This window comes from Salicibibacter cibi (assembly GCF_016495865.1).
Lineage (GTDB): Bacteria > Bacillota > Bacilli > Bacillales > Marinococcaceae > Salicibibacter > Salicibibacter cibi.
Genome location: NZ_CP054706.1, coordinates 1316277 through 1339597, shown reverse-complemented (window position 1 = coordinate 1339597; position 23321 = coordinate 1316277). Strand labels below are relative to the sequence as shown.

Below are 23321 nucleotides of genomic sequence, written 5' to 3'. Positions count from 1 at the left end.
TTCAATCCCCTTTCTCTTTCGCTAATTCATAGGCATCCCAAAGCCCCCATAGGTGCATGATGCCGAGGGCACGATCGTACAAACCATATCCCGGTCGGCACTTTTCCTCCCAAATATGTCTGCCGTGATCGGGACGGACATAGCCCGTGTATTCATTTTCATGGTAGGCTTTTACAATGTCGGCAATATCGACGGAGCCGTCCTTGCTGCGGTGGGATGTTTCAATGAAATCCCCGTTGTCACGAACGCTGACATTACGTATATGCGCGAATGGTATGCGGTCATGAAACTTGCGTATCATTCCCGCGATATCGTTATTCGGATTCGCACCTAGTGAACCGCTGCATAAGGTAATTCCGTGAGCGGGACTATCCGACAACGATAAAAAACGTTCAACGTTCGCTTCGCTCGTAATAATTCTTGGCAAGCCAAAAACAGACCAGGGCGGATCGTCCGGATGAATCGCCATTTGAATATCATGTTGATCCGCGATCGGCAACACTTGCTCAAGAAAATAATGCAAATTGTTCCAAAGGTCTTCTTCGCTCATGCCTCGATAAGCATCAAACAATTGTTCAAGGTCGTTTAGCCTTTCCGGCTCCCATCCGGGCATTGTATATTCCGAGTTACTCGTCGTTTGCTTGACGAGTTCCTTTGGGTCCATCCCTTCGACTTTCGCATTTTCATAAAAAAGGGCAGTGGAGCCATCTTCCATTTCTTTAAATAAATCCGTGCGTGTCCAATCGAACACTGGCATAAAGTTGTAGCAAATGACCTTAGCGCCGGCGGCAGCAACGTTTTTAATGCTTTCTTTATAATTTTCAATGTAACGGTCTCGAGAAGGGAGGCCGAGCTTGATGTCCTCATGTACATTAATGCTTTCCACGACGTCAATATGAAAGCCGTGTTCTTCGGCTTGTTCCTTTACTTCCATCACTTCGTCCAAAGGCCAAACTTCTCCGGCTTCGCGATCATGCAAGGCCCAAACGAGCCCTTCGACGCCCGGGATTTGCTGTATTTGCTCCAATGTTACGGAGTCGTTATTTTTTCCGAACCAGCGAAATACCATACGCATGTACGATGCACCTCTCTTTTAGAAAACTTGGCTTTTCGCCAAGCTTTTATGGCGGAAAGCCTTAGTTGCACTTATGCAGGTAAGAAAGTTGAATTATACTTTCTTATCTGCCTAAAAAGTAAGCACGATTTTTCGTACCTCTTTATTGGGATTTTCCAGTAATGCAAACGCATCTTTTACTTGTTGGAAGTGAAAGGTATGGGAAATCATCGCTTCGGGGTCAATATTTCCTTTGTTCACTTCTTCGATCACCGACTTAAATTGATGCGTTTGTAAACGTGATCCTGCTATCGTTAACTCTTTTTTTGTCAATAATAAAGAAGCAATCGATGACAGTTGTTCGTTAAAACCTAGAGTAACAACATTTCCCGCGACTGAAGCGAGCGTCACTGCTTGTTCAAACGTGCCCGCGGTACCGACTGCATCAATGACGACATTGGCAAGTTCCTGATCGGTCTCATCGGCAATCATCTTTTCAATATCCTCTTCTCCTGGGTTTAAGAGGTGATCGGCGCCGACGCTTTTGGCATAGTCCAGCCGCTCCTGATTAAAATCGGAGATGAACGTTGTGGCTCCGTATTGTTTGGCCAGGAGTAAGCAACTTAGTCCGGTTGGGCCGGCACCCATGATCAGGACGGTATCTCCTTTTTGAACGTTCCCCCTCATCGTGGCTTGGGCGCCAATCGTCATCGGCTCGGCCAATGCCGCTGCTTCAAAAGAAATAGACTCACTGACCTTATGCCATTTGTCGGCAGGTGCAACCATGAACTCTCTCATCCCGCCATCTCGATGTACTCCGAATACTTCCAAATTCACACATACATTCGGCCGCCCTTTACGACAGGCGTAGCACTCTCCGCAATAGGAGATCGGCTCTAAAGCGACCTGGTCTCCCGGTTGAAGCGTACTTACCCGGCTCCCGACCGATGCCACTTCGCCCGAGACTTCATGGCCGATCACTCTCGGATAAACGGTGAAAGGATTGCTGCCGTGGTAAATGTGCATGTCCGATCCGCAAATCCCGACAGCTTTGATTTTGACAAACACGTCATCCGGACGTTCGATTTCGGGCTTATCCTTCGTAACAACTTCCAATTTTCCAGGTTCAAACACTTGGATGGCTTGCATTCTAAATCACTTCCTTTATTACTCAAAAAGACTTGGTAAAAATAACGATAACGATGGGACGTAGCTGACAAGCAAGAGCACAAACAATGCTACTCCAAAATAGGGAATCAGCTCTTTAACGGTCTTCCCAATTGGCACTTTTGCAATGCCGGAGGCTACAAACAAGCATACGCCTACCGGTGGTGTCGACAACCCGATCATGAGTGTGAGCACCATAACGACGCCGAAATGAATCGGATCCATCCCTATGCTTTCCGCAACAGGCAACAAAACGGGGAATAGTATAACAAGGGCTGCTATTGTCTCTATGAACATACCGATAATAAGAAGCAAACCGAGCATTAACAGCACGATTAAAAATGAATTTTCCGTGATGGATAAAATGCCATCAGCAAGCATAATCGGAATATCTTCGTAGACGAGAATCCACCCGAATAAGTTCGCTAACCCGACGAGCAATATAATGGATGCTGTTAACGTTAACGTGTTTCCTATAATAGTCGGAATTTCTCTTGGTTTTAGTTCACGGTAGACAAGTCCGCCGATAATAAAAGCATAGACAACAGCGATCACGGCTGCTTCCGTCGGTGTAAAATAACCTCCTAAAATCCCCCACATAATAATGACAACCATTAACAACGCCCAAAACGCACCAAGAAAAGATTTGCCTACAACCGACAAAGGTTGACGATCTCCCTTTGGATATCTTCGCTTTACCGATATGGCGTAAGTGACGATTAAAAACCCTGCAGCAAGGAGCAGACCCGGGATTGCACCGGCGATAAATAAGTCTCCGATGGAGATGCCGGCAAGTGTTCCAATGATAATCATTGGAAGCGAAGGAGGCAACATCGGTCCGACCGTTGAAGAAATCGACGTTACAGCTGCCGAGAACCCAGATCCGTATCCTTCTCTTTTCATGGACGGAATCAAGACCGAACCAAGGCTTGCCGTGTCCGACAAAGCAGTTCCGGAAATTCCGGCGAAACCTAGGGATGAAGCGACATTTGTCATTCCAAGACCTCCACGGATATGCCCCACGCAAGCTTTAGCAAAAGCAATAATTCGATCCGTAATGCCGCCGGCATTCATGAGGTTTCCAGCAAGGATAAAAGCAGGAATGGCAAGCATCACGAAGGAATCCATTCCGGAAAACATCGCTTGCGGGATAATCGTCAACGGGATGTCGGTCAATAAAAGATAAAGCAAGGAAGAAATACCCAAACTAAAAGCAATGGGTACACCTAGCATAATCAATACTAGAAAACCTATTACCAATACTAAAGCCATCATGATGGATCACCTTCTGACATACGCTTTGAAAACCGGTCAACAATAAAAATGATGGAGTAGATGAACAAGAAAACAGCCAAAAGCGGAACAGAGGCATAAACGTAGTTCATCGGAATATCGAGAGCCGGGGCTACAAACTCCCCTCCGAGTTGATAAAAACGGACCCCTTCAATGAACAGTACAACAGAAAAGACGGCAACGAATAGATACATAAAGCTTTGATAAATCCGTCGCCATTTTTCCGATAGAACATTAATGAGAAGGTCCACTTGTATAAATTCATTTTTACGAATGGCAAGCGGTGCCGCAAACGTAATCGCGTACACAAATAGATAACGGGATAATTCCTCCGTCCAAACTGCACTATAAGGAAGGTAACGATCCATTATCTGGATGATTACGACGATGAGTAAGCTTGTGAATAAAAGGATTGCCATGTATTTCAAGATTTGATCAAATACAGTTGCCACTTTCATCCGTTCTCCTCCTCTCCGTTCCCTTCTTCGATGATTTCCAAGTAGAGCTCGTATTGCTCTTCGTCTAAATTATCCTGAATGGCTGGAAGCATTGCTTCTTGGAAGGCATCCTTGTCAACCTCATTGAACGTAATCCCCGCTTCTTTTAAGCGCTCATCTACTTCTTCAGCATCCTCTTCCATTAATTCTTGGGCATATGTTTCAGTTTCTTCGGCAGCTTCAAGCACTTGTTCTCTTTGGTCATCCGGCAATGCTTCTAATTGTTCATTGCCAACAACCACATAGATCCAGGAAGGGACATGTTCGGTAAGATTCAAGTAGTCCTGCACTTCATAAAATCCGTTACTCTCTGTCAAATCATTCGGGTTTTCCTGCCCGTCAATCATGCCTTGCTGAAGACCAGTAAATGTTTCATCCAAACCGATCACTTGCGGGTTGGCACTAACTTCTTCCCATGCATCCAAAAACAGGGGTACATTCGGAACCCGAACATTAAATCCGTTTAAATCATCAGGATGGGAGATCGGGACGTTGGACGTTAAATTACGTGGGGAACGATCCATATAAAATAAAGGCGTTAAACCTACATCCTCAATGATGTCCTGTTCAATCGTTTCACCGATCTCGCCTTCAATGATCCGTTGTTTATGCTCCTCATCCTCAAAAGCATAGGGCGTTGCCATCAAAATCGCGCTTGGCGTCCAGACTTCCAACGTTTCACCGGTAATCGTGACATCAGTAGCGCCATATTTAATGCTATTAATATTGTCAACCTCATCCCCGAGTTGACTGTTCGGATAGATATCAATCACGACTTGTCCGTCAGTTTTTTCTTCCACTAGTTCCGCAAACACTTCCGACGTTTCATGCCAAGGGTGGCTTTGATCGGATATGTGGGTCATCGTCCATCGGGTTACATCATCCTCTGTATCCTGGCTCCCTACCGAACAACCCGAAAGAATGAGGACGGTGGATAATGTCAGGAAGCTTATTTTTTTCAACATAATTTTCCCTCCCTGTGGCTATTATTTGAAGTAATTGGAGAATGATTTTTTTAATTCCACTTGATCAACCGACACAAGTGACAGATGTTTACGCATAATGGTCTCTGCAGCATCAGCGTCGCCCTGTTTAATCGCTTCCATAATGTCCGCATGGTGTTGCAAAATTGTTTTCCAGTTGTATTCTGCCGCCATGCTTAGCATTCTGACCCGATCCAAGTGAACATTGACTTGAGAGATCACGTCCCAGACACGGCTTTTACCGCATCCTTTTGATATTAATGCGTGAAATTCTTCATCAAGAAGAAATAGGTCATCGAATTTTTTTTCCTCCATAAATAATTCTTGCATACGAAGATTCATAGAAAGTCGTTCAAGCACTTCGGCATTAAAATGTGAACATGCAAGCCGTACAGAAGCCACTTCCAAATGCTCACGAATAAAACGGGCATCTTCTACTTGCGTAGAATCAATCAACGTCACAAATGATCCTCTTTGCGGAAGGATATCGAGCAAGTGATCTTGCGCAAGTTTTTGAAACGCTTCCCTTACCGGCGTCCGACTAACTTCTAGCTTTTCAGATATTTCCTTTTCCGATAATGAAGCTCCTGGTTTAAATTTTAGGGTAATGATATCTTTTCTCAGAGATTCATATACTTGATCCCCGGTAGAAATATGTTTGGATAAAGAGTTCAAAAGGCTCCATCCCCTTGTATTTGCAATATTATCATACTACCATACAAGTATGGTAGTATATTTTAATAGAAATTGAAAGCGTTGTCGTACAAAAACTACAAAAAATGAGGAGGAAAAAATGAGCATTACTGTTACACATCATGAGCTCAAAGACAAAGTCATTGCAAAGTTTATAACAAGCGGAGTGAGACAAGATGAAGCTGAGATCATTGCTGATGTCCTCGTTCATGCGAATTTGCGGGGAGTAGATTCCCACGGGGTACTTAGAGTTGAGCATTATATTAAGCGTGTGAAAGCGGGCGGTTTGAATATAGAAGCACAGTCCAGCTTAGAAAAAACGAGCAATAATACAGGCAAATATGATGGCGACAATGGCTTTGGGCATGTGATTTCTAAACGGGCGATGGACGAGGCAATAACAATGGCAAAAGAATCAGGAACAGGAGCCGTGGCAGTGAATAACAGCAGCCATTGCGGTGCGCTTTCCTATTTTGTACAGCAAGCTACGAAAAAACAACTTATCGGCATTGCAATGAGCCATGCCGATAAAGTCGTTGTGCCATATGGAGGCGCCGATTCATTTTTCGGGACGAATCCTATTGCTTTCGGCTTCCCAACTAAAGAAGAAAAGCCAGTCGTTCTCGATTTCGCGACTAGCAATGTTGCCCTTGGAAAGGTATTGAATGCACGGGAAAATGGGGAGGCGATACCTGAAGGCTGGGGTGTCGATGCTACAGGCTTAGATACAACGGACCCAAATGCAGTTACATCGCTCACGCCGTTTGGAGGAGCTAAAGGTTATGGCCTTGCGATGGTCGTCGAGGTTTTTTCCGCTTTATTGACAGGCTCCGCTTTCGGCCCCCACATCTCTAAAATGTATGGAGATTATGACCAATATCGTGGACTCGGCCATTTTTTTATGGTCATTAATCCAGAAAAATTTGTAGCAATGCATTCTTTCTTGACAACGATGGATCAAATGATCGAAGAAGTTCATGCCGCTAAGCCTACGGAATCATTTAGCCATGTGATGGTTCCCGGTGAACCTGAGATGTTGGAAGAAGAAAGCAGAAAGGAAAATGGCATTCCGTTGCCGCGCAACAGATTTGGGATTTTTTAAATGAGTAGGACGCGTAAAGCCAGGGTGTAACGTATCCTGGCTTTTTGCAATTCTAACTGCAGCCTCAAATGACGTGTGTCGGGTAACTGGAAAGGGGGAAACGCCGATCAAGTTGGCTCTTTCCGAGTTTCCGCTGATAAATGAATTGTTTTGGCTGATATATTGCTGTTTTTGGTAACTCTTCACTTTCTGCTGATTACCATTGTACAAAAAAAGATTTCCAAGGAACCATACGCATTTTTATTCGTGGTGAGTTATTTTTTTATTGGATCAATGGATAAACCCGTTGTTTCTGAAATGTCCTTCAGGGACACCCCTTTTGCAAGATTTTTGGGGATCTCCTCTTTTGCTGCCTTCTGCCTTTCCTTTTCAAATCCTCCACTTTTTGCATCATTTCAATCACCTCCGCGAATAATTTGGGTTTGGCTCGAACAACCGCGTGCAACATAAGCAGATAGAGGTTATTTTTGCTATCTTGAAAATATTTCTTCAAGGTGTTTGCCAAATGCTCATTTGCCTTTAGAAGGGAGGCGTGTGCATTTTTCTATCTACAAAAGGCCTGGTATTACGCCCAACCTCTAACACTAATCCAACATATCATGCTCTTCGAAATAACGCTCCGCCCCGGGATGCAATGGCAAACCGTCAGATCCAGTCGTTATCTCCTCCATATTCATATGTTGTCCCTGCTCGTGCGTAATTTCATCGGTATTTTCATACAAACCTTTGACAATATCGTAGCCAAGATCTTCATCAATATCTTCGGTTGAACCGATTAAAATCGCGTATGCCCCAATCGCGTCAACATCTTCCTCCAAAAAATCGTATACATCTTCTTCGATAACAATATGTTCATACATCGTGTCTTCTTCGATTTCCTCTAATGCATCCGGTTCTACTGTCAGCATATCAATGTCTCGTTGCAAGGATAGTTCCATAATACTGCCTGTCGGCAACCCCAATAAGCCGGATATCGCGTCTACATTTTCGTCCTGCAAAAAGCTGGCCGCATCCCCAAAGCCTTCTTCATAACCGTCATAATCGTCTGTTTCCAACCCGTGCGCTTCAAGTACCGTTTCGGAAGCATCTTGCGAAGATGAACTGGGCAACCCGGTGTTAATCCTCATACCCTCCAAGTCTGCGATGGAATCAACGCCGGCATCGGCGGCAACAACAACTTGATTGGTTTCCGGATAAATGTAGCCCATGAAACCAAAATCATCAAACACTTCTCCTTGAAAAGGACCTTCACCCTCGAGCGCTTCCAATGCAGGAATATGAACGGACATGCCCAATTCCAAATCCTGGTCAGATACTCGTATAATATTTTCTACCGAAGCTTCCGTAGCAACAGAACTGACATCAAGATCGTTAACGTGTTCGTTCATCACATTTGCCATTTCCTGCCCGAGCACATAATAATCTCCGCCGGTCGATCCTGATCCTAGTTGAATCGAAACAGCGTCCCCATCAGCGTTCTGCACCTCCTCCGCTTCGTCCTCTCCCGGAATATCATCTTCAGCTACTTCCGGTGTGTCACCTTCTTCATCACACCCAGCCATGATCATGAGCAGAATTGATCCGACAATGCATAATGGATAGTGCATTTTCAATTTAACCCCCCTTTTTTTTATTTATACGATACAATCATCGTTTTAGACCGACGTTGATTCCTCCTTCTCTGCTTGTCCTCACCGTGCCACGGTCGCTTTCGCGCTTGTGTAATCTTTCACCATTCGTTGGAGTTCCTTGTGTGCATCCCTGACTTCGAGGGTTTGATCAATAATCCCTTGGAGCGCCTCCACATCCTTGTCGGATGCGTTTAACAATGATTTGGGGATGCTTTCCGCAATTTGCTGGAGGTTCAAATCCTGGCTCACGACGAATGCCACCTTTCTTTTATCCTCTGTCTTCATTCATTTGACATAAAAGATTTAATATCCTGCTAAAAGAAACAATTTTACATATTTTACTTCTCCGGCGATTATATAAACATTTAGACCTATTGGAATTATGGGTCTATGCTTCTGTTTTATTTTTAACGAAAGGAATTTTACTTCTTTTGTGGAAAATAAAACCATGGTCAAAATGGGAGGGATCTTTTTGACAGCACTGGAAACCATTTTTCTTGAAGCGATGGATCATTTTCCTGATTGGGTTTATGCAGTCGCCGGTATCGTTTTTATTGCTGGTAGCGTCGTTCTCATGATTCAAGTAACACGGATTTCGAATAAATTTGCCAACGTTGTTGGCCGTGAAGATCGCATTGGCACATTAGCAGAAACAAGTGCCCAGTTACAATCAAAACTTAAAACATTGGAACATGTGCAAACGCAATACGACTCCTCCTTAAATGAGTTCAGTATTTTTCTCGAGGAACTAAGGTTTATCAAGGAATCAGAAGGCGATGAAAAATTCCATTTATCCGTAAACCTTATGAAAAAACTTGTCAACGCTGTCCCTGGAAATATGAGCGCGACCCAAGGTTCAAACCATCGATGCGCCCTATGGATGTATAATTCAACATCAGAAGGATTAGATTTTTTTACCGGAAGTGCTCAATTTCCAAACGACTACAAAGATGGAGGGCGCTCATTGGAAATTAACAACACCGCGGGTGGGAGGTGCTTCAGAAAATCCGAAAGTTTGTACATCGATGATGTTAAGTATGATGATGACTGGACTGCCAATGAACAATCAAAGAGTCATTACAATAGTTTAATTTGCATACCGATATTAAACTGGGGTATCATTACAGTAGATGCAATGTCTCCCTTTTCACAGGAATCGCGAGTGATCATTCAGGTGTATACAGATCTTCTAACGCTAGTGATCATGGAAATGTATGATGGAGCGGTTCGATCCACATTTACTCAACAACAAAGGTGGCGTGTATGACGATCGAGGACATCAATATGCGCATCAGCATCTTAAAAGATGCGTACCGCCGAAACATGGTTGACCCATCTGTATACGAAGTTAAGATGGACGATTTACTCAACCGTCGGAAATCACTGACAAAAAGAAAAATGGAAAGAGAGCAACACATGGAGCATGCCATTGATTGGATGCGGCAAATGCTTGCTAATTAATACGGGCGATGGCCCGTTTTTTTAATAAGCCAGGACAGCGATCAGCGCCCTGGCTTTTATCGTCATTCGTTTAAGCAGCTGCCGTCGGAAAACGAACGTAGTTAATCGAATCAACGGATAGATACATTTGGTTCCCTGTCCCATATCCGTCATTTACATCAATCGTGAGGACCAAATCACCGGAGACATTGACAAGGATGCCTTCGATCAAGTTGTTATCGGTCGCGATTTCCACAGTTGTGCCCAGGCGATTTGCTAATTCATCGCTAAAAAGATTTTCAAACATCGAAACATTCCTCCTTTATTGCTCGCTTAAAAATTCAATGGCATCGATACGGACAAGTACTTGAGCACCGGTGTCATCCACCATCACAATATAATCATCTTCAACAGAGATCAGCGTGCCGGTCACTTCACCAAACGGCGTTGTGACCTGAACCTGATCGCCAACTAGTGTGCATAACAGTTCTCTAATTGTAGTAGGACTGTCCGGCGGGCAAGCGTTATTCGTCGGCCTTCTAATCATACTGGCGTTCCCTCCTCTGGATAACCGCATTTCGATCAAACTTGTATTTAAGTCGGCAAGTTGGTTCACCAATCGAAGTGATGCCGACTGTTCATTGTTCGCCATCCTAACCCTCCTCTCGTTTTCTTTATCATATTATTTAAAGGAAAATTTTTCTGTATAGGATACATCCTACTTTCGAGGCCTATTTATCAAAAAAACCTCAGTTGTCCACTAGCAAATGTCCTTGATGACACGACGGTTTGAACCGGTGAATACGATAGATGTAGACACTGGTAAAGGGGCGATTGATTTTGAAAGATATAACGGTCTTACTGCTAGACTATCCGGATAAAAAAACGTTACAAACAGCTATAAACGCATTAAAAAAAATCAAGCATCGCATAAAATCAGTAGGCATCGTCCATCAACCAAAAGTTAACGTTCAAACATTAAAAGGATTTGAGGAAAGCATTTGGACAACAGCCATTCAAGGCCATGATACGGGTACGGTACTAAATGAAGCCCTTAAGAGAATTCAGAGCACCTATGTATTATTTCTCAAAGATCGGGAGTACCTTTCCCCTTCCCTCGAACCGCCCACCTTACATCTGAAACATGGCCAATCGGTCATGACCCATGTGAGAAGCGTACGTAATATCCGCATTCGTGAACCCTTTTTCGTTAAAACCGAAACATTAAGGGAAAACAAGTTCCTCACTTCGTCACAATTGCCATTCAAAGAAGCGTTGTTGCCGTATTGGCTATATGCCACCGACGAAAAACTCGTGTTTGCGAGAGAAGATACATGTGTCCAAACGTTAAACAAGAGCAATTCCAAAGACCGATTTGAAAAGGGGCGTCTTTTGCAAAAGCTAGAAGTCACCGTTCCGAATCAACAGCCCCCTACGTTATCCATCCTTATTCCCTGCTTTAACATGGACGATTATGTCGGGAAAGCGATTGCTTCTTGCTTTTTTCAACCTACACAACCGGATCAACTGTTCGTCATCGATGATGGGTCCGACGATCAATCCTTAATCGAAATCGAAAAATGGCGAGGAATAAGCGGCATGGAAGTAATCAGCAAAGAAAACGAAGGAAAAGCCAGATCCCTTAATGAAGCTTTGCGTCATGTAAAAACAGATTTCGTCATGGAATTAGACGCCGATGATTGGCTGGATCCGAATGCCTTATCTATCATAAAGCATAAAATTCAGCAACTTCCCGCAAATACGTCATTGTTATATGGGAATTTTCGCAAATGGAAACAACGTGACGACGGGAATATTTTATATAAAACGATTGCAAAAGGGAGACCCGTACGAACGAGGAAGCAATTGCTCGCCTATCATTTCCCGCTCGGACCTAGAATTTACCGAACAAAAGATTTACAAGCAGCGGGAGGATTCCCCGTCGTTTCTTTTGCCGATGGTCGCCTGTATGAAGACGTTAGTATTTTGTTGGAATTAATCATCCATACACGTTTTTCCTATCAAAATTTCACCGTTTATAACATTCGCGAGCATGAAAAAAGCATAACGAAACAACACCAAGGAAAATGGCACGCATTCAAAGAACACCTCAGTGATAGGCCTTCCCTTCATCGATAAATGCCGTTTCAAAAGTAAGCAAAAATAATAAGATGGTAAAGCAATAGAGTTATGAATTGCAGGAAAGGAGTGTTCAATTGCAGCCTGACAACAAGAAAATCGGTGTTATCGGTTTAGGTTACGTCGGTTTGCCTCTTGCATTATTATTCACGCAAAGCGGCCATCACGTGACCGGAATAGACACCGATGCCAACAAAATAAACCAATTGCAAAAGGGAAATAGCCATATTCCGGATATATCCGGTGCTGCTATCACCCACGCCTTATCTGAGGGATTGCTAACGGTAACGACAGACTATGATGTAGCAGCGACTTTGGATATCATCATTATTTGTGTGCCCACGCCGTTATCGAACAACAAAGAACCTGATTTGCGTTTTATAAAACAAGTAAGTGAAGCGCTCGCACCAAGAATGCAGAACCATCAACTGATCATTTTGGAAAGCTCGACCTACCCTGGAACGACGCGTGACGTCATCCTGCCAATTCTGGAGAAGAGCGGCCTGAACATCGGGAAAGATGTTCATCTCGGGTACTCTCCCGAGCGTATTGATCCCGGGAACCAATCGATCGAAGTGAAAGATATTCCGAAAGTAATTAGCGGTATTACGGACGACTGTCTACGTCACGTGTCTCATTTTTACCGATCCATCTTTACACAAGTGGTTCCCGCTTCATCCGTCGAGGTTGCCGAACTTTCCAAACTATTGGAGAACAGTTATCGTTTTATTAATATTTCGTTCATTAACGAAATGGCCATGCTATGCGATAAACTAAACATTAATCTGTGGGAAGCAATCGCTTCTGCCGGCACAAAACCTTACGGGTTTACGCCGTTTTACCCGGGTCCGGGCATTGGCGGACACTGTATTCCCGTCGATCCTTTATATTTATATTGGATCGGGCAAAAACACGGGTTTCACCATCAATTTCTGTCATTAGCCCAACACACGAACAACTATCTTCCCGCTTATATCACACAGCAAGTGAAATCCCGAATCGAAAAAAAGAAAAACATCAAAGATGCCAATCTTCTTTTATGTGGCATCGCCTACAAAAAAGACTCCAATGACGTGCGAAGTTCACCGGCGCTTTCGCTTATGAAAAACTTTCTCCAACTTGGGGCAAACGTTGTCTATCACGATCCTCATGTGCCCGAAGTGACGATTGACGAACAAACGCACCCCAGCATCCCGCTTTCACACAACTGGTTGGAAGATGTCGACATTGTCATTCTTTTAACCGACCATTCCACATTGCCAATGCAAAAAATCATGGACCACGCATCACTCATCTATGACACCAGAAACCAAACCGAAGGATTTCAGGGGAGCGCTGAAGTCCTCGTTCTGGGAGGAGGAAGCGCTTAGAAAAACGACCGCCGAACGTTTTGGCGGTCACTTTCTTTAAAGGGGATTTCTATGATTTCCGTGATTACATGCACGAATCGACCGCACATGATGAAACAAGTTTTTGAAAATTACTCCGGGCAAAGCCTGAAAGAAAAAGAACTCGTCCTCATCCTGAACAATGATGCGATGGATATAAAACAGTGGCTAAGAGAAGCAAAAAAGCACCCGAATGTTTCCGTTTATCAGCTGCCGGAGCACCTATCCGTCAGTGAATGTAAAAACTTCGCCGTAAAACAATCCAATTATCGTTATATCGCCAAGTTTGATGACGATGATTACTACGCCCCGCCTTACTTGAACGTCGTTTATGAAGCTTTCAACAAGCAAAAAAAAGCCGCTATTGTTGGAAAAAGCAGCATCTATGTTTATTTTGAAAAAGAATGTTGCTTAGGCCTATTGGCATCGGAAACCGAAAACGGTTTCGTACATCGAGTTGCCGACTCAACATTGGCGTTTAAAAAAGATATCTTTCCAAACATCCGTTTCACGAACATGAAAGTCGGCTCCGATAAGCGTTTTCAGATGGATGCTCGGGCAAAAGGATTCGCGATCTATTCAACGGATCATTATAACCATGTGGCCATTCGTGGGGGAGACGCCCACACGTGGCACATGAAAGACGATCAGCTCATGAAAATGTGTATAGAAAAACGTTATACGCGTGACTTCCCATCGATCATAACGATGAGTAGTTGATTCGGAGCGAACGTCACGTTCGTTCCGAAAGCCTACAGAAAAAACAATGTCTCCAGCCAATCGTCCATTGTTTTCTCTACTGTAAAGTGGTCCATAATCCGTTCCCTTGCCTCTTTTTTCAACGTTGCGTGGAAGGACGGATCATTCCTGATTTTCTTGATTTTTTGTACAAATAGGGCTGGCCGGGTGCTGTTTAAGATAAGCGATCGTCCCTGGGAGCCTGCCACTTCTTTGACATAGCCGACATTTGTGGCTAGCACGGGCACAGCGGAAGAATAGGCTTCCAATGCCGGAGCCGGCCCTCCTTCATTGGAAGATGTGATGATCAGCAGATCCAATTGCTGATAAAAAGCGGGCATCTCATTGATCCCGACCGGAGACGAACGCGTCGCTTCCACAAACGTGATCGCCGGATCTTCATGGAAGCCCTTCACAATTTGTCGGTAAAGTGTTTGATAATTTTTCACTTTTCTTGTTTCATTTCCGACCCAACCGATGACGAATTTATCCTTATGTTTAGTTTGTCTCATCGGCCGGAAACGATCGCTGTCTACAAACGGACGGATATAGTTCACCGTTTTTTTCGGAAGCAGTTGCTTTACCCCGTGGGCCAATTTTGGGTTTATCGCTCCAAATTGCCGGGGTTTGGCCATTATGTCGTTTATGAAGCGGTTATTGGCCTTCATGGGATCTCGCCATTCCCGATAGACGCGATGATTGTTCAAAAAAAAATTGTAAGAACCGATTTGGGACGTATCAACGCGAATATTGTGTTGGATAAGGAGCTGGGCAATGCCGAGCCCCAATGTTGCAATAACCTCGTAAACGTCGTTGACATAATTGGCGCCTCGTTTATTTGCTAACGCTTCCACCTCTTTGACACAGCAAATGTCGAGCCTCGGATGATATCGTTGAATCACCTTTGCTTTTTCCCCCAACACCCACCAATCCAAATCGTATACAAGCAAGTGCTTGCCCATCGTATCCCCTTCCCCCGGTATTTCCGTTGCTCATACCTATGCATGGCGGGAACGCGACATACACATTCTCCCAAACTTTTGCATTTTCCATCCTTGTCTATTTCACAATGACGAATACGACATAAAATACTAAAGGATATCTTATTACTCGGAGGTTGTTTCGAATGTCCAGTTACCTTGTTACAGGGGGAGCCGGTTTTATCGGCTCCCATCTTGTCCGCTCGTTAATCAGCAAGGGTGCGCATGTCAAAGTGCTTGATAATTTTACTACGGGCAAAAAAAGACATCTGCATGATGTGTCCGACGATATCGAACTGATTGAGGGGGACTTCACCGATCCTGAAACCGTAAAAAAAGCGGTTCAAAACGTCGATGTTATTTTTCATCAAGGGGCCGTACCATCAGTGCCGAAATCGATCAAAGATCCCATCACAACCAATCACGCGAATAGCACAGGAACGCTTCAGCTTTTGCATGCTGCTGTCGAAGCAGGGGTACGTCGGTTTATTTACGCGGCATCATCATCGGCCTATGGAAATAGCGACGTTCTGCCGAAACGTGAAACGATGCCAACTTCTCCCCTGTCTCCCTATGCAGTAAGCAAATATGCGGCAGAACGTTATTGCAAAGCTTTTTATGAAGTTTATGGATTAGAGACGATTTCGTTACGGTATTTCAATGTTTTCGGACCTAATCAAGACCCTCATTCTGAATATGCTGCTGTGATTCCTAAGTTTATTCTCACACTATTAAGCCATCAACCCCCGCTTATCTACGGTGATGGCAAACAATCACGGGATTTTACGTATATCGATAATATCGTTTCCGCGAATTTACTGGCAGCTGAAGCCCCGAAACTGCAAGGGGAAGCGATTAATATCGGAAGTGGCGAGCGCATCGATTTAATGACACTTGTTAAAAAAATAAATGAAATACTGGGGACAGATATTGCCCCTATCTATACATTCGAACGTGTAGGAGATGTCATGCACTCGCTAGCGGACCTACAGCTCGCTGAAAGCTTAATTGGTTACCGCCCCGAAATTTCATTTAGCGACGGGCTTAAGCAGACCATAAACGGCCTAATGGAAAAATAGTTACTGGTTGTCCTCTATGTGCCGCCCCCGATGTTTAACTTCTTTCATATATATAAGGTATAAGAGAAAGGAGTTGATGGTTTTGCAAAGAATCTATATTGACCCGGGGCACGGCGGAAGTGACACCGGCGCCACGGGAAACGGACTGTTGGAGAAAGATATTGTGTTGGACATTGGCTATCAGATGAGTGTCTATCTTCGCGACAATTATGAAGGCATGTATCGTAGAATGTCCCGCACGGATGACACATCCGTTTCATTGCAAGCTCGCACCGATGATGCAAACAACTGGGGGGCAGACGTGTTTATCTCCATTCACGCCAATGCCCTGGATGGGAGTGCAAGAGGGTTTGAAACGTATATTCATACGAGTAACCCGAGCGGTGCCAGTGATCTGCAGAGTGTCATGCATCCTCAAATTTTGGACGAGATGCACACATTTGATTCCTCCGTTCCTGACCGTGGAGAGCAAACGGCTAACTTCCATGTTCTACGAGAAACCCAAATGTCGGCGATATTAACGGAAAACTTATTTATTGACAATGCTGATGATGCAGCGCTGCTACAAGATGCGGATTTTATCGCAGCTGTGGCCGCAGCTCACGCCGAGGCTGTCGCCGAGCATTTAAACTTAACACCGATTGAAAACAATGATGATAGTGACAATGGGGATGATAGCGGGGAGGACTTTACATTCCAATATTGGGATGGGTCTATCATTCGCGACGGCGATCAGGGGAATCATGTTGAGGAACTTCAACAACGTTTAGTAGATCTGGGATACAGTTTATCCCAGTTCGGGATCGATAGCATTTTTGGAACTGAAACAGCCGGCGCTGTGCGCGCATTTCAACAAGATGCCGGAATTGGCGTTGACGGTATTCCAGGGCCGGAGACGCACAGAGCTTTGAGCAGATAAATTCATGGCATGCTCCCACTTTTATTTCGATGAAAGTGGGAGCAATCTCGTTCGAGAGGAAATATCCGGTTTTAGCAGATATGTTATACACTGCTGACTTGCGCTAATCCATCTCTTTGGCAACCGAATAGCTGTCGTCACCTCCGGTTAGGTCTTCAAAAGCATCATACATACCGGAAAGAAACAACTTGCCGAACCTAGAATATGATTAATCGTTGTTCATTTCGGGAAAAGAAGAAATGATCCATCCATAACTTCAAGGGAAATAGCTTCATAGCAACAAGGCCGATCGTTTTCCGCGAACGATGGTTGCTCTATCTCTTATTCCGATATTGACTTATTTTTTGATCGTCGCTTCATTTTTTCATCTTCTTCGTTCATTCGTACCTCTCCGTCCGGCACCGGGTCATGATGCATGCTTTCGGTCGGATCATCGTTGTCTTCACGTGGCTGAAACATGGCTTTTGCTTCTCCCTTGACACGTAAACGATCTGTCTCTTTGCGACTGTGTCTCATTGGCCATCACCTCTTTTTTCTTACAATTCCACGAATCGACGTATTTCAAACATGAGACATGCTAAACTAGAAGCAGAGATAAAGAACAATGTGAAGGGGTGTTCATCAAAATGACCACAGACATCAACGAGGTATTTTCTCGCCTAAAACATAGGGAACCGGGGATCATCGGTGAACGTGAAGCCCAGCATGCTGCTGTTGCCATTCCTATCGTACATGAAAAAGAACGGCCATCCATCCTTTTTCAAATCAGAAGCTACCGGTTAAAACAGCAACCCGGCGATATCAGTTTTCCGGGAGGAAAAATGGAAGCAGACGATTTGACTTCAGCAGAGACAGCCGCTCGGGAATTATGTGAGGAAACCGGGATCAAACGCTTCAATGCCGCCCACATCGCACCGATGGATAAATGGATGACCCCATACGGCGTCGTCATTTACCCTCATGTTTTCTCTGTCAGTGAAACGTCTTTCGCCCCTAATGAAGAAGTGGAAGAATTATTTACCGTTCCCCTTCATATCTTAATGACACAAACGCCGGAAACGTATCACATTTCTTCAACAGCGGATGTCCCTGAAGATTTTCCGTATGAAAAAATCGCCGGTGGCAAAAATTATCAATTCCGACGCACAGTCATCCCCGAAGTTTTCTATGAATATGAAGGGAAACACATTTGGGGACTTACCGCCCGAATCCTCCGGCATTTTCTTCGTATCGTAGAATCATGAGTTCCCCCATTCCCGGGTCCATTTGAGGCTGAGCGATAAACAGAAAACAGAGGCGCCAATCAAGCCGAACCATAAAGAAAGGCCAAAAATGGTGCCCATCTGCTCTGCCTGCTCAGGAATAAGCCAACCGATGGACATGAAAGCGGCAATCAGTAAAAAAATATTGGAAAAAGATCGATAATCATTTATTTTCATGGCTAAATGTTCGTCTTGTTTAGATGGTTCCATAACGATCGCCCTTCCCTTTTTCTACTATTCTATCATGGGCAGAGATCGATCGCAGAAGGTAATTCTTTCATCTGTATGCACTTGTTTCTTCCAAAAAAGCTTGCACGACGTTCGCTGATTGATTAGCGGCCTTTTCCAAAAACGTTTCATACGATTCTAAAGCGTCTTTCCCAACGATATCGCTTAACGCTCGTATAATGACAAAAGGTGTTCGAAAACGATGACAAACTTGCGCAATAGCTCCGGCTTCCATTTCCGAGCATTTCGCATCAGGAAATGCAGCGCGAAGATCAGCGACCCGCTTTTCATCACTCATAAACGAATCTCCGGAAAGAATCTGCCCGCTTGTTGCCTTCGCTCCCGTTTGTAGAGCCGCTGTGTTCGCATGCTCGATTAAATCTGCCTTTGCATAATATTCGCTTGGCATGCCGGGAACTTGCCCGAATGTATACCCGAATGCCGTAGCATCCACATCGTTGTAGCTGACATAGGTGGAAATAACAAGATCACCGATCACCATCTCCGTGTCAAATCCCCCCGCAACACCGGTATTGATGACAATGTCAGGAGCATGCATATCGATCAGTAACGTTGTGCCAATAGCCGCGTTTACTTTGCCGATCCCTGATTGCATAAGGACCACTTCATGGCCGTTAAGTTGCCCCTCATAAAATACACACCCTCCCTTTTTGATCGTCGTTGCGCGCTTCATTTTCGCCGCCAATATCTCAACTTCTTCTTCCATGGCACCGATAATTCCGTATTTCATTTTCCAGCTCCTCCATGTAAGGGTTTTATGTACTGTTCAGGACGAGATAAGAAAAGCAAAGACAAGCCTACATGCTTTTTTGTTATTCACAAGCCATTATGGATGGCGACCGTTTGATGGTTTTTCGAATGGTCTCGTGCTCCATGAGATGTTCATAAAACTTTTTTCAGCGCTTCCTGCCAGTTTTGGGCGCCATGAACCATCCATGAGGGCTTTATTCAAGGCTTTCTGACGGTTCCAGGTGCCATGAGCCATTCATGTAGACCTTTCCCGACACTTCCTGCCGAATTTCGGGCGTCATGAGGATCACACAGAGGTTACTTGTCCTTTCGATCCTTATAAACCGTACAGCGCTTTTCAATCATACGCCAAGCCCGGGCAATTGAACCCGGGCTTGGATTAATTCTCATCCACATTCGTTGGCTGCCAGCCTTCATCATCTTCCCACTCCATCGTAACGACATATTCCGTGCCATCTTCATGGACGAAAGTGCCTTCTGCCCCTTCCGGTCCATCATTGCCAAGAAATTCGATGTGTGACCAATCTTCTTCCGATGTGTCTGTGGCGTATTCCATGGCCATTACCATCTCGTCCCAATTTTGGCTATCACGTTCAAAACTGTCGGTAAATTCCTCTTGCTCTGTTCCGATCGGTTCATATTCTCCGTCTTCAGGCGGGGAAGGGGCAGAATCGCCGTTGTCCTCCGCCTCATCATCCGTTTCTGTTCCCTCTTCGGATTCTTCGTTTTCTTCACTTGCTTCATTTTCCTCGTTGTCTTCACTTGCTTCATTTTCCTCATTTTCTTCGCTTTCTTCGTTATCGTCCTCTGGAACGTCTTGACCGTTATCCGGCGCTTCTTCCGGCTCCGAAGATTCCTCGTCTTCAAACCCTACCTCAACATCATCTTCTTCTCCATCCTCAAATTCATCATCAGCAACCGGTTCGTCGTCTTGAAACAACAACGCAAACAAGAAAAAACCGATCAAGACAACGACAACGCCGATGGCTGTATTCAACAACCGATTTTTGGTTTTACGTTTGCGTAATTCCCTGCGACTATCCGCATTAAATTGATTAGGATTGTCCATTGCAATCACCTTTTTACTTATACTGGTTACATTCCTTGTCCGATACCATACGGGAAAAAACGATGCTTTATTGAATATTGACGATTTCCACTTCCATATCTCCGCCGGGGGTGCTTACCGTTACTTGTTCACCGACACGGCGGCCCAACAAGCTTTTTGCCATCGGGGAATCATTTGAAATTTTCCCTTCCAACGGATCGGATTCAGCGCTTCCGACGATTGTATATATTTCTTCATCCCCATCCGGCAATTCTTTAAAAGTAACGGACTTTCCCAGATTGACCTCATTCGTATCTCCGTTATCTTCAATAATAACAGAATTTCGAATCATATTTTCAATTTGTACAATCCGCCCTTCCACGAATGCTTGATCATCTTTGGCCGCATCATACTCCGAGTTCTCGGATAAATCGCCAAAGTCCCGAGCTACTTTTATTCGTTCAACGACTTCTTGCCGTCTCGTTGTTTTCAGATAGTCCAATTCCTCTTCCAACTTAGTCAGGCCATCTTGTGTCATGTAATATTTTTTTGGTTCCGCCATTTTCTTCACTCCTCCACCTAAGGTGAAAACATAATCAGAAGCAATATGTTGATTTTCTTTGCTCTATCATACGCAGGTCATTAAAAAAATACAATTCTTTTTTCTCCAATTTAAGCTAAAACACGTAAATTTGTTTGTTAGAAGAGAGTTTTCCGTTTTATTCCAACGGCCAGTCCATCTCCGACAGCATGAAACTTGGTAGCGAAGTCGGGATGGTTTTGAAACCATTCATTAAATGCGTGAATGTTTCTCGCAAGCTTTTGCAAACGCTTCGGGGCCTCCGTCGGATTGGCTGCCCATCCTTTAAACAAAACGTTATCGACGACGATCACTCCCCCTCGTTTCACATATGGAGCAAACGTGTCGATGAACGATTGATTATGGCTTTTAGCGGCATCGACGAACAATGCGTCATACGACGGGCCCTTTGCAATATCTTCAACATAATCAAACGCATCACCATATAGCAACGTAATCGATGGTCGATAATCGGAACGAGCCAAAAAGAACCGGGCTTGTTCGTAGCGTTCCCGTTCCCTTTCGACCGTCGTTACTTTTCGATGGCGACTGTCCGATGCCATACGCAGGGCAGAATAACCGATCGCGCTTCCGATTTCAAGCACGCGTTCGGCATTTGTCAATGCCAGGACTTGTAATAACAACTGCATGCTTTCTTCTTCCAAAATCGGAACATTTTCTTTTTCCGCGTACGAACGCATTTCGTTCAATTCCGGAAGGTCATTTTGTTTTCGCAGCATCTCTAAATACGCATTCATTCGCCTGATTCCTCTTCTTCCTGTGCATCAATCCACTCATCCCGATAGGTTTCATGAACATCCTGATGTTCCTCGTACGTCTGAGAGTAAATGACCTCTCCGGTTACACGGGCATAGAAAAAGAGATAATCGGTATCCTCGGGTTCAAAAACAGCTTTTATTGAATCTTCCCCTGGGCTCGCGATCGGCCCGGGAGGCAATCCGTCATTTTGATACGTATTAAACGAATCGTCGATCTCCGTATCCTCCAGGGAAGTCATGTATAGATGTTCGCCTTGCGCATAAGCCACAGTCGGATCCACTTCCAACGGCATCCCTTCCTCGAGACGGTTGAACAATACGCCCGAGATCAATCTGCGGTCTTCCTCTGTTTGTGCTTCCCGTTCCACAATCGAGGCCAACGTCAACGCTTCATGTAAATCATCTACTTGTTCGCCATCCACGTCATCTGCAGCTTGTTCGTAGATATCAAAGGTTTGTTGCAACATGGATTCCACCATCCATTCAACCGAAACGTCTTCGTCTAAAAACTCGTACGTAGCCGGGAATAAATAGCCTTCCAACGGATAGCGTATATCTTCGTCTAAAATTTCTTCATTTAATAATTCGTGTTCTTCAATTAGCCCTTCCGCATATTCCTCGCTATCGAGCACATCCATCACCTCATCTATATCATGAAGTGATTCTTCCGCAATTGTTGCTGCAATATCTTCCAGCCACCACCCTTCCGGAATCGTATAAGAAATCGCATACGATTCCCTGTGCGGCCCTTCTTGCATGGCATCGATGATTTCATCAAGATCCATCGATCGATTCAATTCGTAGACACCTGCCTGCAAACCGGATGCGTTTTGCAATCGTGAGTAATAATGAAAAAAAACGCTGTTGGAGATCAAACCTTCATCTTCCAAAACCTCGCCGATGTCTCTCATCGACGAATTATTCGGTATTTCAACTTCAATCGTTGAATCATCACGCTCGTCCATCGGAGCGATCGTTGCCCGAACGAAGAAATACCCGGATACCAAACCGATGATCACGAGTGTAACGAAAACAAGCACAATCCCAAGTACAATCCGGCGTACCACTCGCGCATTCAATGCCCGTTGTTTCTTTTGGTCGTTCAATTCCTGATTATCGTTCAAGGAAACCTCCTCTTCGAGAATAATTTAGAAAAAATCATCCCCAGATTAAAAAGAATACCCGGTCCGTGAATGCATCACGGTCCAGGTGGTATTTCCCTATCATCATTAGTGGTTATGGTCGTCTCCCTCAACATGAAGGGTTTCATCCTCGTCGAGCATCGTGGCAATCATTTCTTCAACCATTTCCCATTCTTCATCGGATTCAATCGGATAAAGCGCAAATCCTGATGGTTCATCACTTGATTCTTCATATTGAAAGGCAAAAATTTCTACCTCTTCATCTTCATCCGTTTCTTCAACGATGGGGGTGACAACCATATAGGACTTCTCTGTTTCATCAATATCAAACGTAAACAGAATTTCAAATACATGGTCATTCCCGTCTTCATCGGGAATAATCACGCGTTCGTTTTCTTCTTCGGCCAT

The 23321-nt window shown here is 44.4% G+C and carries 28 protein-coding genes; 9 read left to right on the top strand and 19 right to left on the bottom strand.

Going from position 1 to position 23321, the window contains the following annotated elements:
• Position 1: 1 nt before the first annotated feature.
• The 6 genes from uxuA to HUG20_RS06785 all read right to left on the bottom strand — a co-directional run bounded on the left by uxuA (position 2) and on the right by HUG20_RS06785 (position 5669).
• Positions 2–1075: a mannonate dehydratase gene (uxuA, locus tag HUG20_RS06810; RefSeq protein ID WP_200089509.1), complete on the bottom strand. Its 1074-nt coding sequence runs from the start codon at positions 1073–1075 to the stop codon at positions 2–4.
• Between the two features lie 111 nt (positions 1076–1186).
• Positions 1187–2203, bottom strand: coding sequence for a zinc-binding alcohol dehydrogenase family protein (locus HUG20_RS06805; RefSeq protein ID WP_200089500.1), 1017 nt, complete (start codon positions 2201–2203; stop codon positions 1187–1189).
• An 18-nt stretch (positions 2204–2221) separates the two neighbouring features.
• Entirely contained in the window at positions 2222–3496 is a 1275-nt protein-coding gene (locus HUG20_RS06800; RefSeq protein ID WP_200089498.1) for a TRAP transporter large permease, read from the bottom strand.
• Positions 3493–3972, bottom strand: a complete 480-nt coding sequence (locus HUG20_RS06795; RefSeq protein ID WP_200089496.1) for a TRAP transporter small permease — start codon at positions 3970–3972, stop codon at positions 3493–3495. The genes HUG20_RS06800 and HUG20_RS06795 overlap by 4 nt, the downstream gene beginning before the upstream one ends.
• The gene (locus tag HUG20_RS06790) at positions 3969–4976 is read right to left on the bottom strand and encodes a TRAP transporter substrate-binding protein (RefSeq protein ID WP_200089494.1); all 1008 of its coding nucleotides are present in this window, start codon (positions 4974–4976) and stop codon (positions 3969–3971) included. Before HUG20_RS06790 ends, HUG20_RS06795 begins: the two co-directional genes overlap by 4 nt.
• Before the next feature lie 21 nt (positions 4977–4997).
• A complete protein-coding gene (locus tag HUG20_RS06785) occupies positions 4998–5669 on the bottom strand; it encodes a GntR family transcriptional regulator (RefSeq protein ID WP_200089492.1) in 672 nt (223 codons plus the stop codon).
• Between the two features lie 118 nt (positions 5670–5787).
• Between HUG20_RS06785 and allD the strand changes: the two genes are divergently transcribed.
• A complete protein-coding gene (allD, locus tag HUG20_RS06780; RefSeq protein WP_200089490.1) occupies positions 5788–6789 on the top strand; it encodes an ureidoglycolate dehydrogenase in 1002 nt (333 codons plus the stop codon).
• Positions 6790–7373: 584 nt separating this feature from the next.
• On the opposite strand, the gene HUG20_RS06775 is transcribed toward allD, so the two are convergent.
• Complete coding sequence (locus HUG20_RS06775) at positions 7374–8396, bottom strand: TAXI family TRAP transporter solute-binding subunit (RefSeq protein ID WP_246476676.1); 1023 nt, start codon at positions 8394–8396, stop codon at positions 7374–7376.
• Positions 8397–8480: 84 nt separating this feature from the next.
• The gene (locus tag HUG20_RS06770; RefSeq protein WP_200089486.1) at positions 8481–8669 is read right to left on the bottom strand and encodes a hypothetical protein; all 189 of its coding nucleotides are present in this window, start codon (positions 8667–8669) and stop codon (positions 8481–8483) included.
• Between the two features lie 223 nt (positions 8670–8892).
• Between HUG20_RS06770 and HUG20_RS06765 the strand changes: the two genes are divergently transcribed.
• On the top strand, positions 8893–9687 hold the full coding sequence (locus tag HUG20_RS06765) for a GAF domain-containing protein (protein ID WP_200089484.1): 795 nt from the start codon (positions 8893–8895) through the stop codon (positions 9685–9687).
• Positions 9684–9881: a hypothetical protein gene (locus tag HUG20_RS06760; protein ID WP_200089482.1), complete on the top strand. Its 198-nt coding sequence runs from the start codon at positions 9684–9686 to the stop codon at positions 9879–9881. Before HUG20_RS06765 ends, HUG20_RS06760 begins: the two co-directional genes overlap by 4 nt.
• Positions 9882–9951: 70 nt before the next feature.
• Here the strand turns inward: HUG20_RS06760 and HUG20_RS06755 are convergent, their stop codons facing one another.
• Both HUG20_RS06755 and HUG20_RS06750 read right to left on the bottom strand, forming a co-directional pair.
• The gene (locus tag HUG20_RS06755; protein ID WP_200089480.1) at positions 9952–10167 is read right to left on the bottom strand and encodes a hypothetical protein; all 216 of its coding nucleotides are present in this window, start codon (positions 10165–10167) and stop codon (positions 9952–9954) included.
• Positions 10168–10182: 15 nt separating this feature from the next.
• Positions 10183–10512 (bottom strand): DUF2642 domain-containing protein, encoded by a 330-nt coding sequence (locus tag HUG20_RS06750; protein WP_200089478.1) that lies wholly within the window; start codon positions 10510–10512, stop codon positions 10183–10185.
• Positions 10513–10700: 188 nt separating this feature from the next.
• Here HUG20_RS06750 and HUG20_RS06745 point away from each other — a divergent pair, with 188 nt between their 5' ends.
• From HUG20_RS06745 to HUG20_RS06735, 3 genes are all read left to right on the top strand, one after another.
• Positions 10701–11999: a glycosyltransferase family 2 protein gene (locus HUG20_RS06745; protein WP_200089476.1), complete on the top strand. Its 1299-nt coding sequence runs from the start codon at positions 10701–10703 to the stop codon at positions 11997–11999.
• Positions 12000–12076: 77 nt separating this feature from the next.
• Positions 12077–13369, top strand: a complete 1293-nt coding sequence (locus HUG20_RS06740; protein WP_200089474.1) for a nucleotide sugar dehydrogenase — start codon at positions 12077–12079, stop codon at positions 13367–13369.
• A 51-nt stretch (positions 13370–13420) separates the two neighbouring features.
• Entirely contained in the window at positions 13421–14107 is a 687-nt protein-coding gene (locus HUG20_RS06735) for a glycosyltransferase family 2 protein (RefSeq protein WP_200089467.1), read from the top strand.
• Positions 14108–14139: 32 nt separating this feature from the next.
• Here HUG20_RS06735 and HUG20_RS06730 read toward each other — a convergent pair whose 3' ends face one another.
• On the bottom strand, positions 14140–15087 hold the full coding sequence (locus HUG20_RS06730) for a glycosyltransferase family 4 protein (protein WP_200089465.1): 948 nt from the start codon (positions 15085–15087) through the stop codon (positions 14140–14142).
• A gap of 164 nt (positions 15088–15251) precedes the next feature.
• Here HUG20_RS06730 and HUG20_RS06725 point away from each other — a divergent pair, with 164 nt between their 5' ends.
• Together HUG20_RS06725 and HUG20_RS06720 are read left to right on the top strand one after the other, a co-directional pair.
• The gene (locus HUG20_RS06725) at positions 15252–16184 is read left to right on the top strand and encodes an SDR family oxidoreductase (protein ID WP_200089463.1); all 933 of its coding nucleotides are present in this window, start codon (positions 15252–15254) and stop codon (positions 16182–16184) included.
• 82 nt (positions 16185–16266) lie between these two features.
• The gene (locus tag HUG20_RS06720) at positions 16267–17103 is read left to right on the top strand and encodes an N-acetylmuramoyl-L-alanine amidase (protein WP_200089461.1); all 837 of its coding nucleotides are present in this window, start codon (positions 16267–16269) and stop codon (positions 17101–17103) included.
• Between the two features lie 321 nt (positions 17104–17424).
• Here HUG20_RS06720 and HUG20_RS06715 read toward each other — a convergent pair whose 3' ends face one another.
• Positions 17425–17619 (bottom strand): hypothetical protein, encoded by a 195-nt coding sequence (locus HUG20_RS06715; protein WP_200089460.1) that lies wholly within the window; start codon positions 17617–17619, stop codon positions 17425–17427.
• A 110-nt stretch (positions 17620–17729) separates the two neighbouring features.
• Here HUG20_RS06715 and HUG20_RS06710 point away from each other — a divergent pair, with 110 nt between their 5' ends.
• Positions 17730–18347 (top strand): NUDIX hydrolase, encoded by a 618-nt coding sequence (locus HUG20_RS06710; protein ID WP_200089458.1) that lies wholly within the window; start codon positions 17730–17732, stop codon positions 18345–18347.
• Here HUG20_RS06710 and HUG20_RS06705 read toward each other — a convergent pair.
• The 7 genes from HUG20_RS06705 to HUG20_RS06675 all read right to left on the bottom strand — a co-directional run bounded on the left by HUG20_RS06705 (position 18342) and on the right by HUG20_RS06675 (position 23321).
• Positions 18342–18575 carry a YrhC family protein gene (locus tag HUG20_RS06705; protein ID WP_200089456.1) on the bottom strand — a complete coding sequence of 78 codons (234 nt, stop codon included), beginning with the start codon at positions 18573–18575 and terminating at the stop codon, positions 18342–18344. The two genes, HUG20_RS06710 and HUG20_RS06705, sit on opposite strands and share 6 nt — an antisense overlap.
• Positions 18576–18642: 67 nt before the next feature.
• Positions 18643–19344 carry a 5'-methylthioadenosine/S-adenosylhomocysteine nucleosidase gene (gene mtnN, locus HUG20_RS06700; RefSeq protein WP_200089454.1) on the bottom strand — a complete coding sequence of 234 codons (702 nt, stop codon included), beginning with the start codon at positions 19342–19344 and terminating at the stop codon, positions 18643–18645.
• A 399-nt stretch (positions 19345–19743) separates the two neighbouring features.
• Entirely contained in the window at positions 19744–20433 is a 690-nt protein-coding gene (locus HUG20_RS06695; protein WP_200089445.1) for a YrrS family protein, read from the bottom strand.
• A gap of 67 nt (positions 20434–20500) precedes the next feature.
• Entirely contained in the window at positions 20501–20974 is a 474-nt protein-coding gene (gene greA, locus HUG20_RS06690) for a transcription elongation factor GreA (protein ID WP_200089443.1), read from the bottom strand.
• Positions 20975–21111: 137 nt separating this feature from the next.
• Positions 21112–21750, bottom strand: coding sequence for an O-methyltransferase (locus tag HUG20_RS06685; RefSeq protein WP_200089441.1), 639 nt, complete (start codon positions 21748–21750; stop codon positions 21112–21114).
• The gene (gene mltG, locus HUG20_RS06680; RefSeq protein WP_200089439.1) at positions 21747–22895 is read right to left on the bottom strand and encodes an endolytic transglycosylase MltG; all 1149 of its coding nucleotides are present in this window, start codon (positions 22893–22895) and stop codon (positions 21747–21749) included. The genes HUG20_RS06685 and mltG overlap by 4 nt, the downstream gene beginning before the upstream one ends.
• Before the next feature lie 105 nt (positions 22896–23000).
• Positions 23001–23321 carry a DUF1292 domain-containing protein gene (locus tag HUG20_RS06675; RefSeq protein ID WP_200089437.1) on the bottom strand — a complete coding sequence of 107 codons (321 nt, stop codon included), beginning with the start codon at positions 23319–23321 and terminating at the stop codon, positions 23001–23003.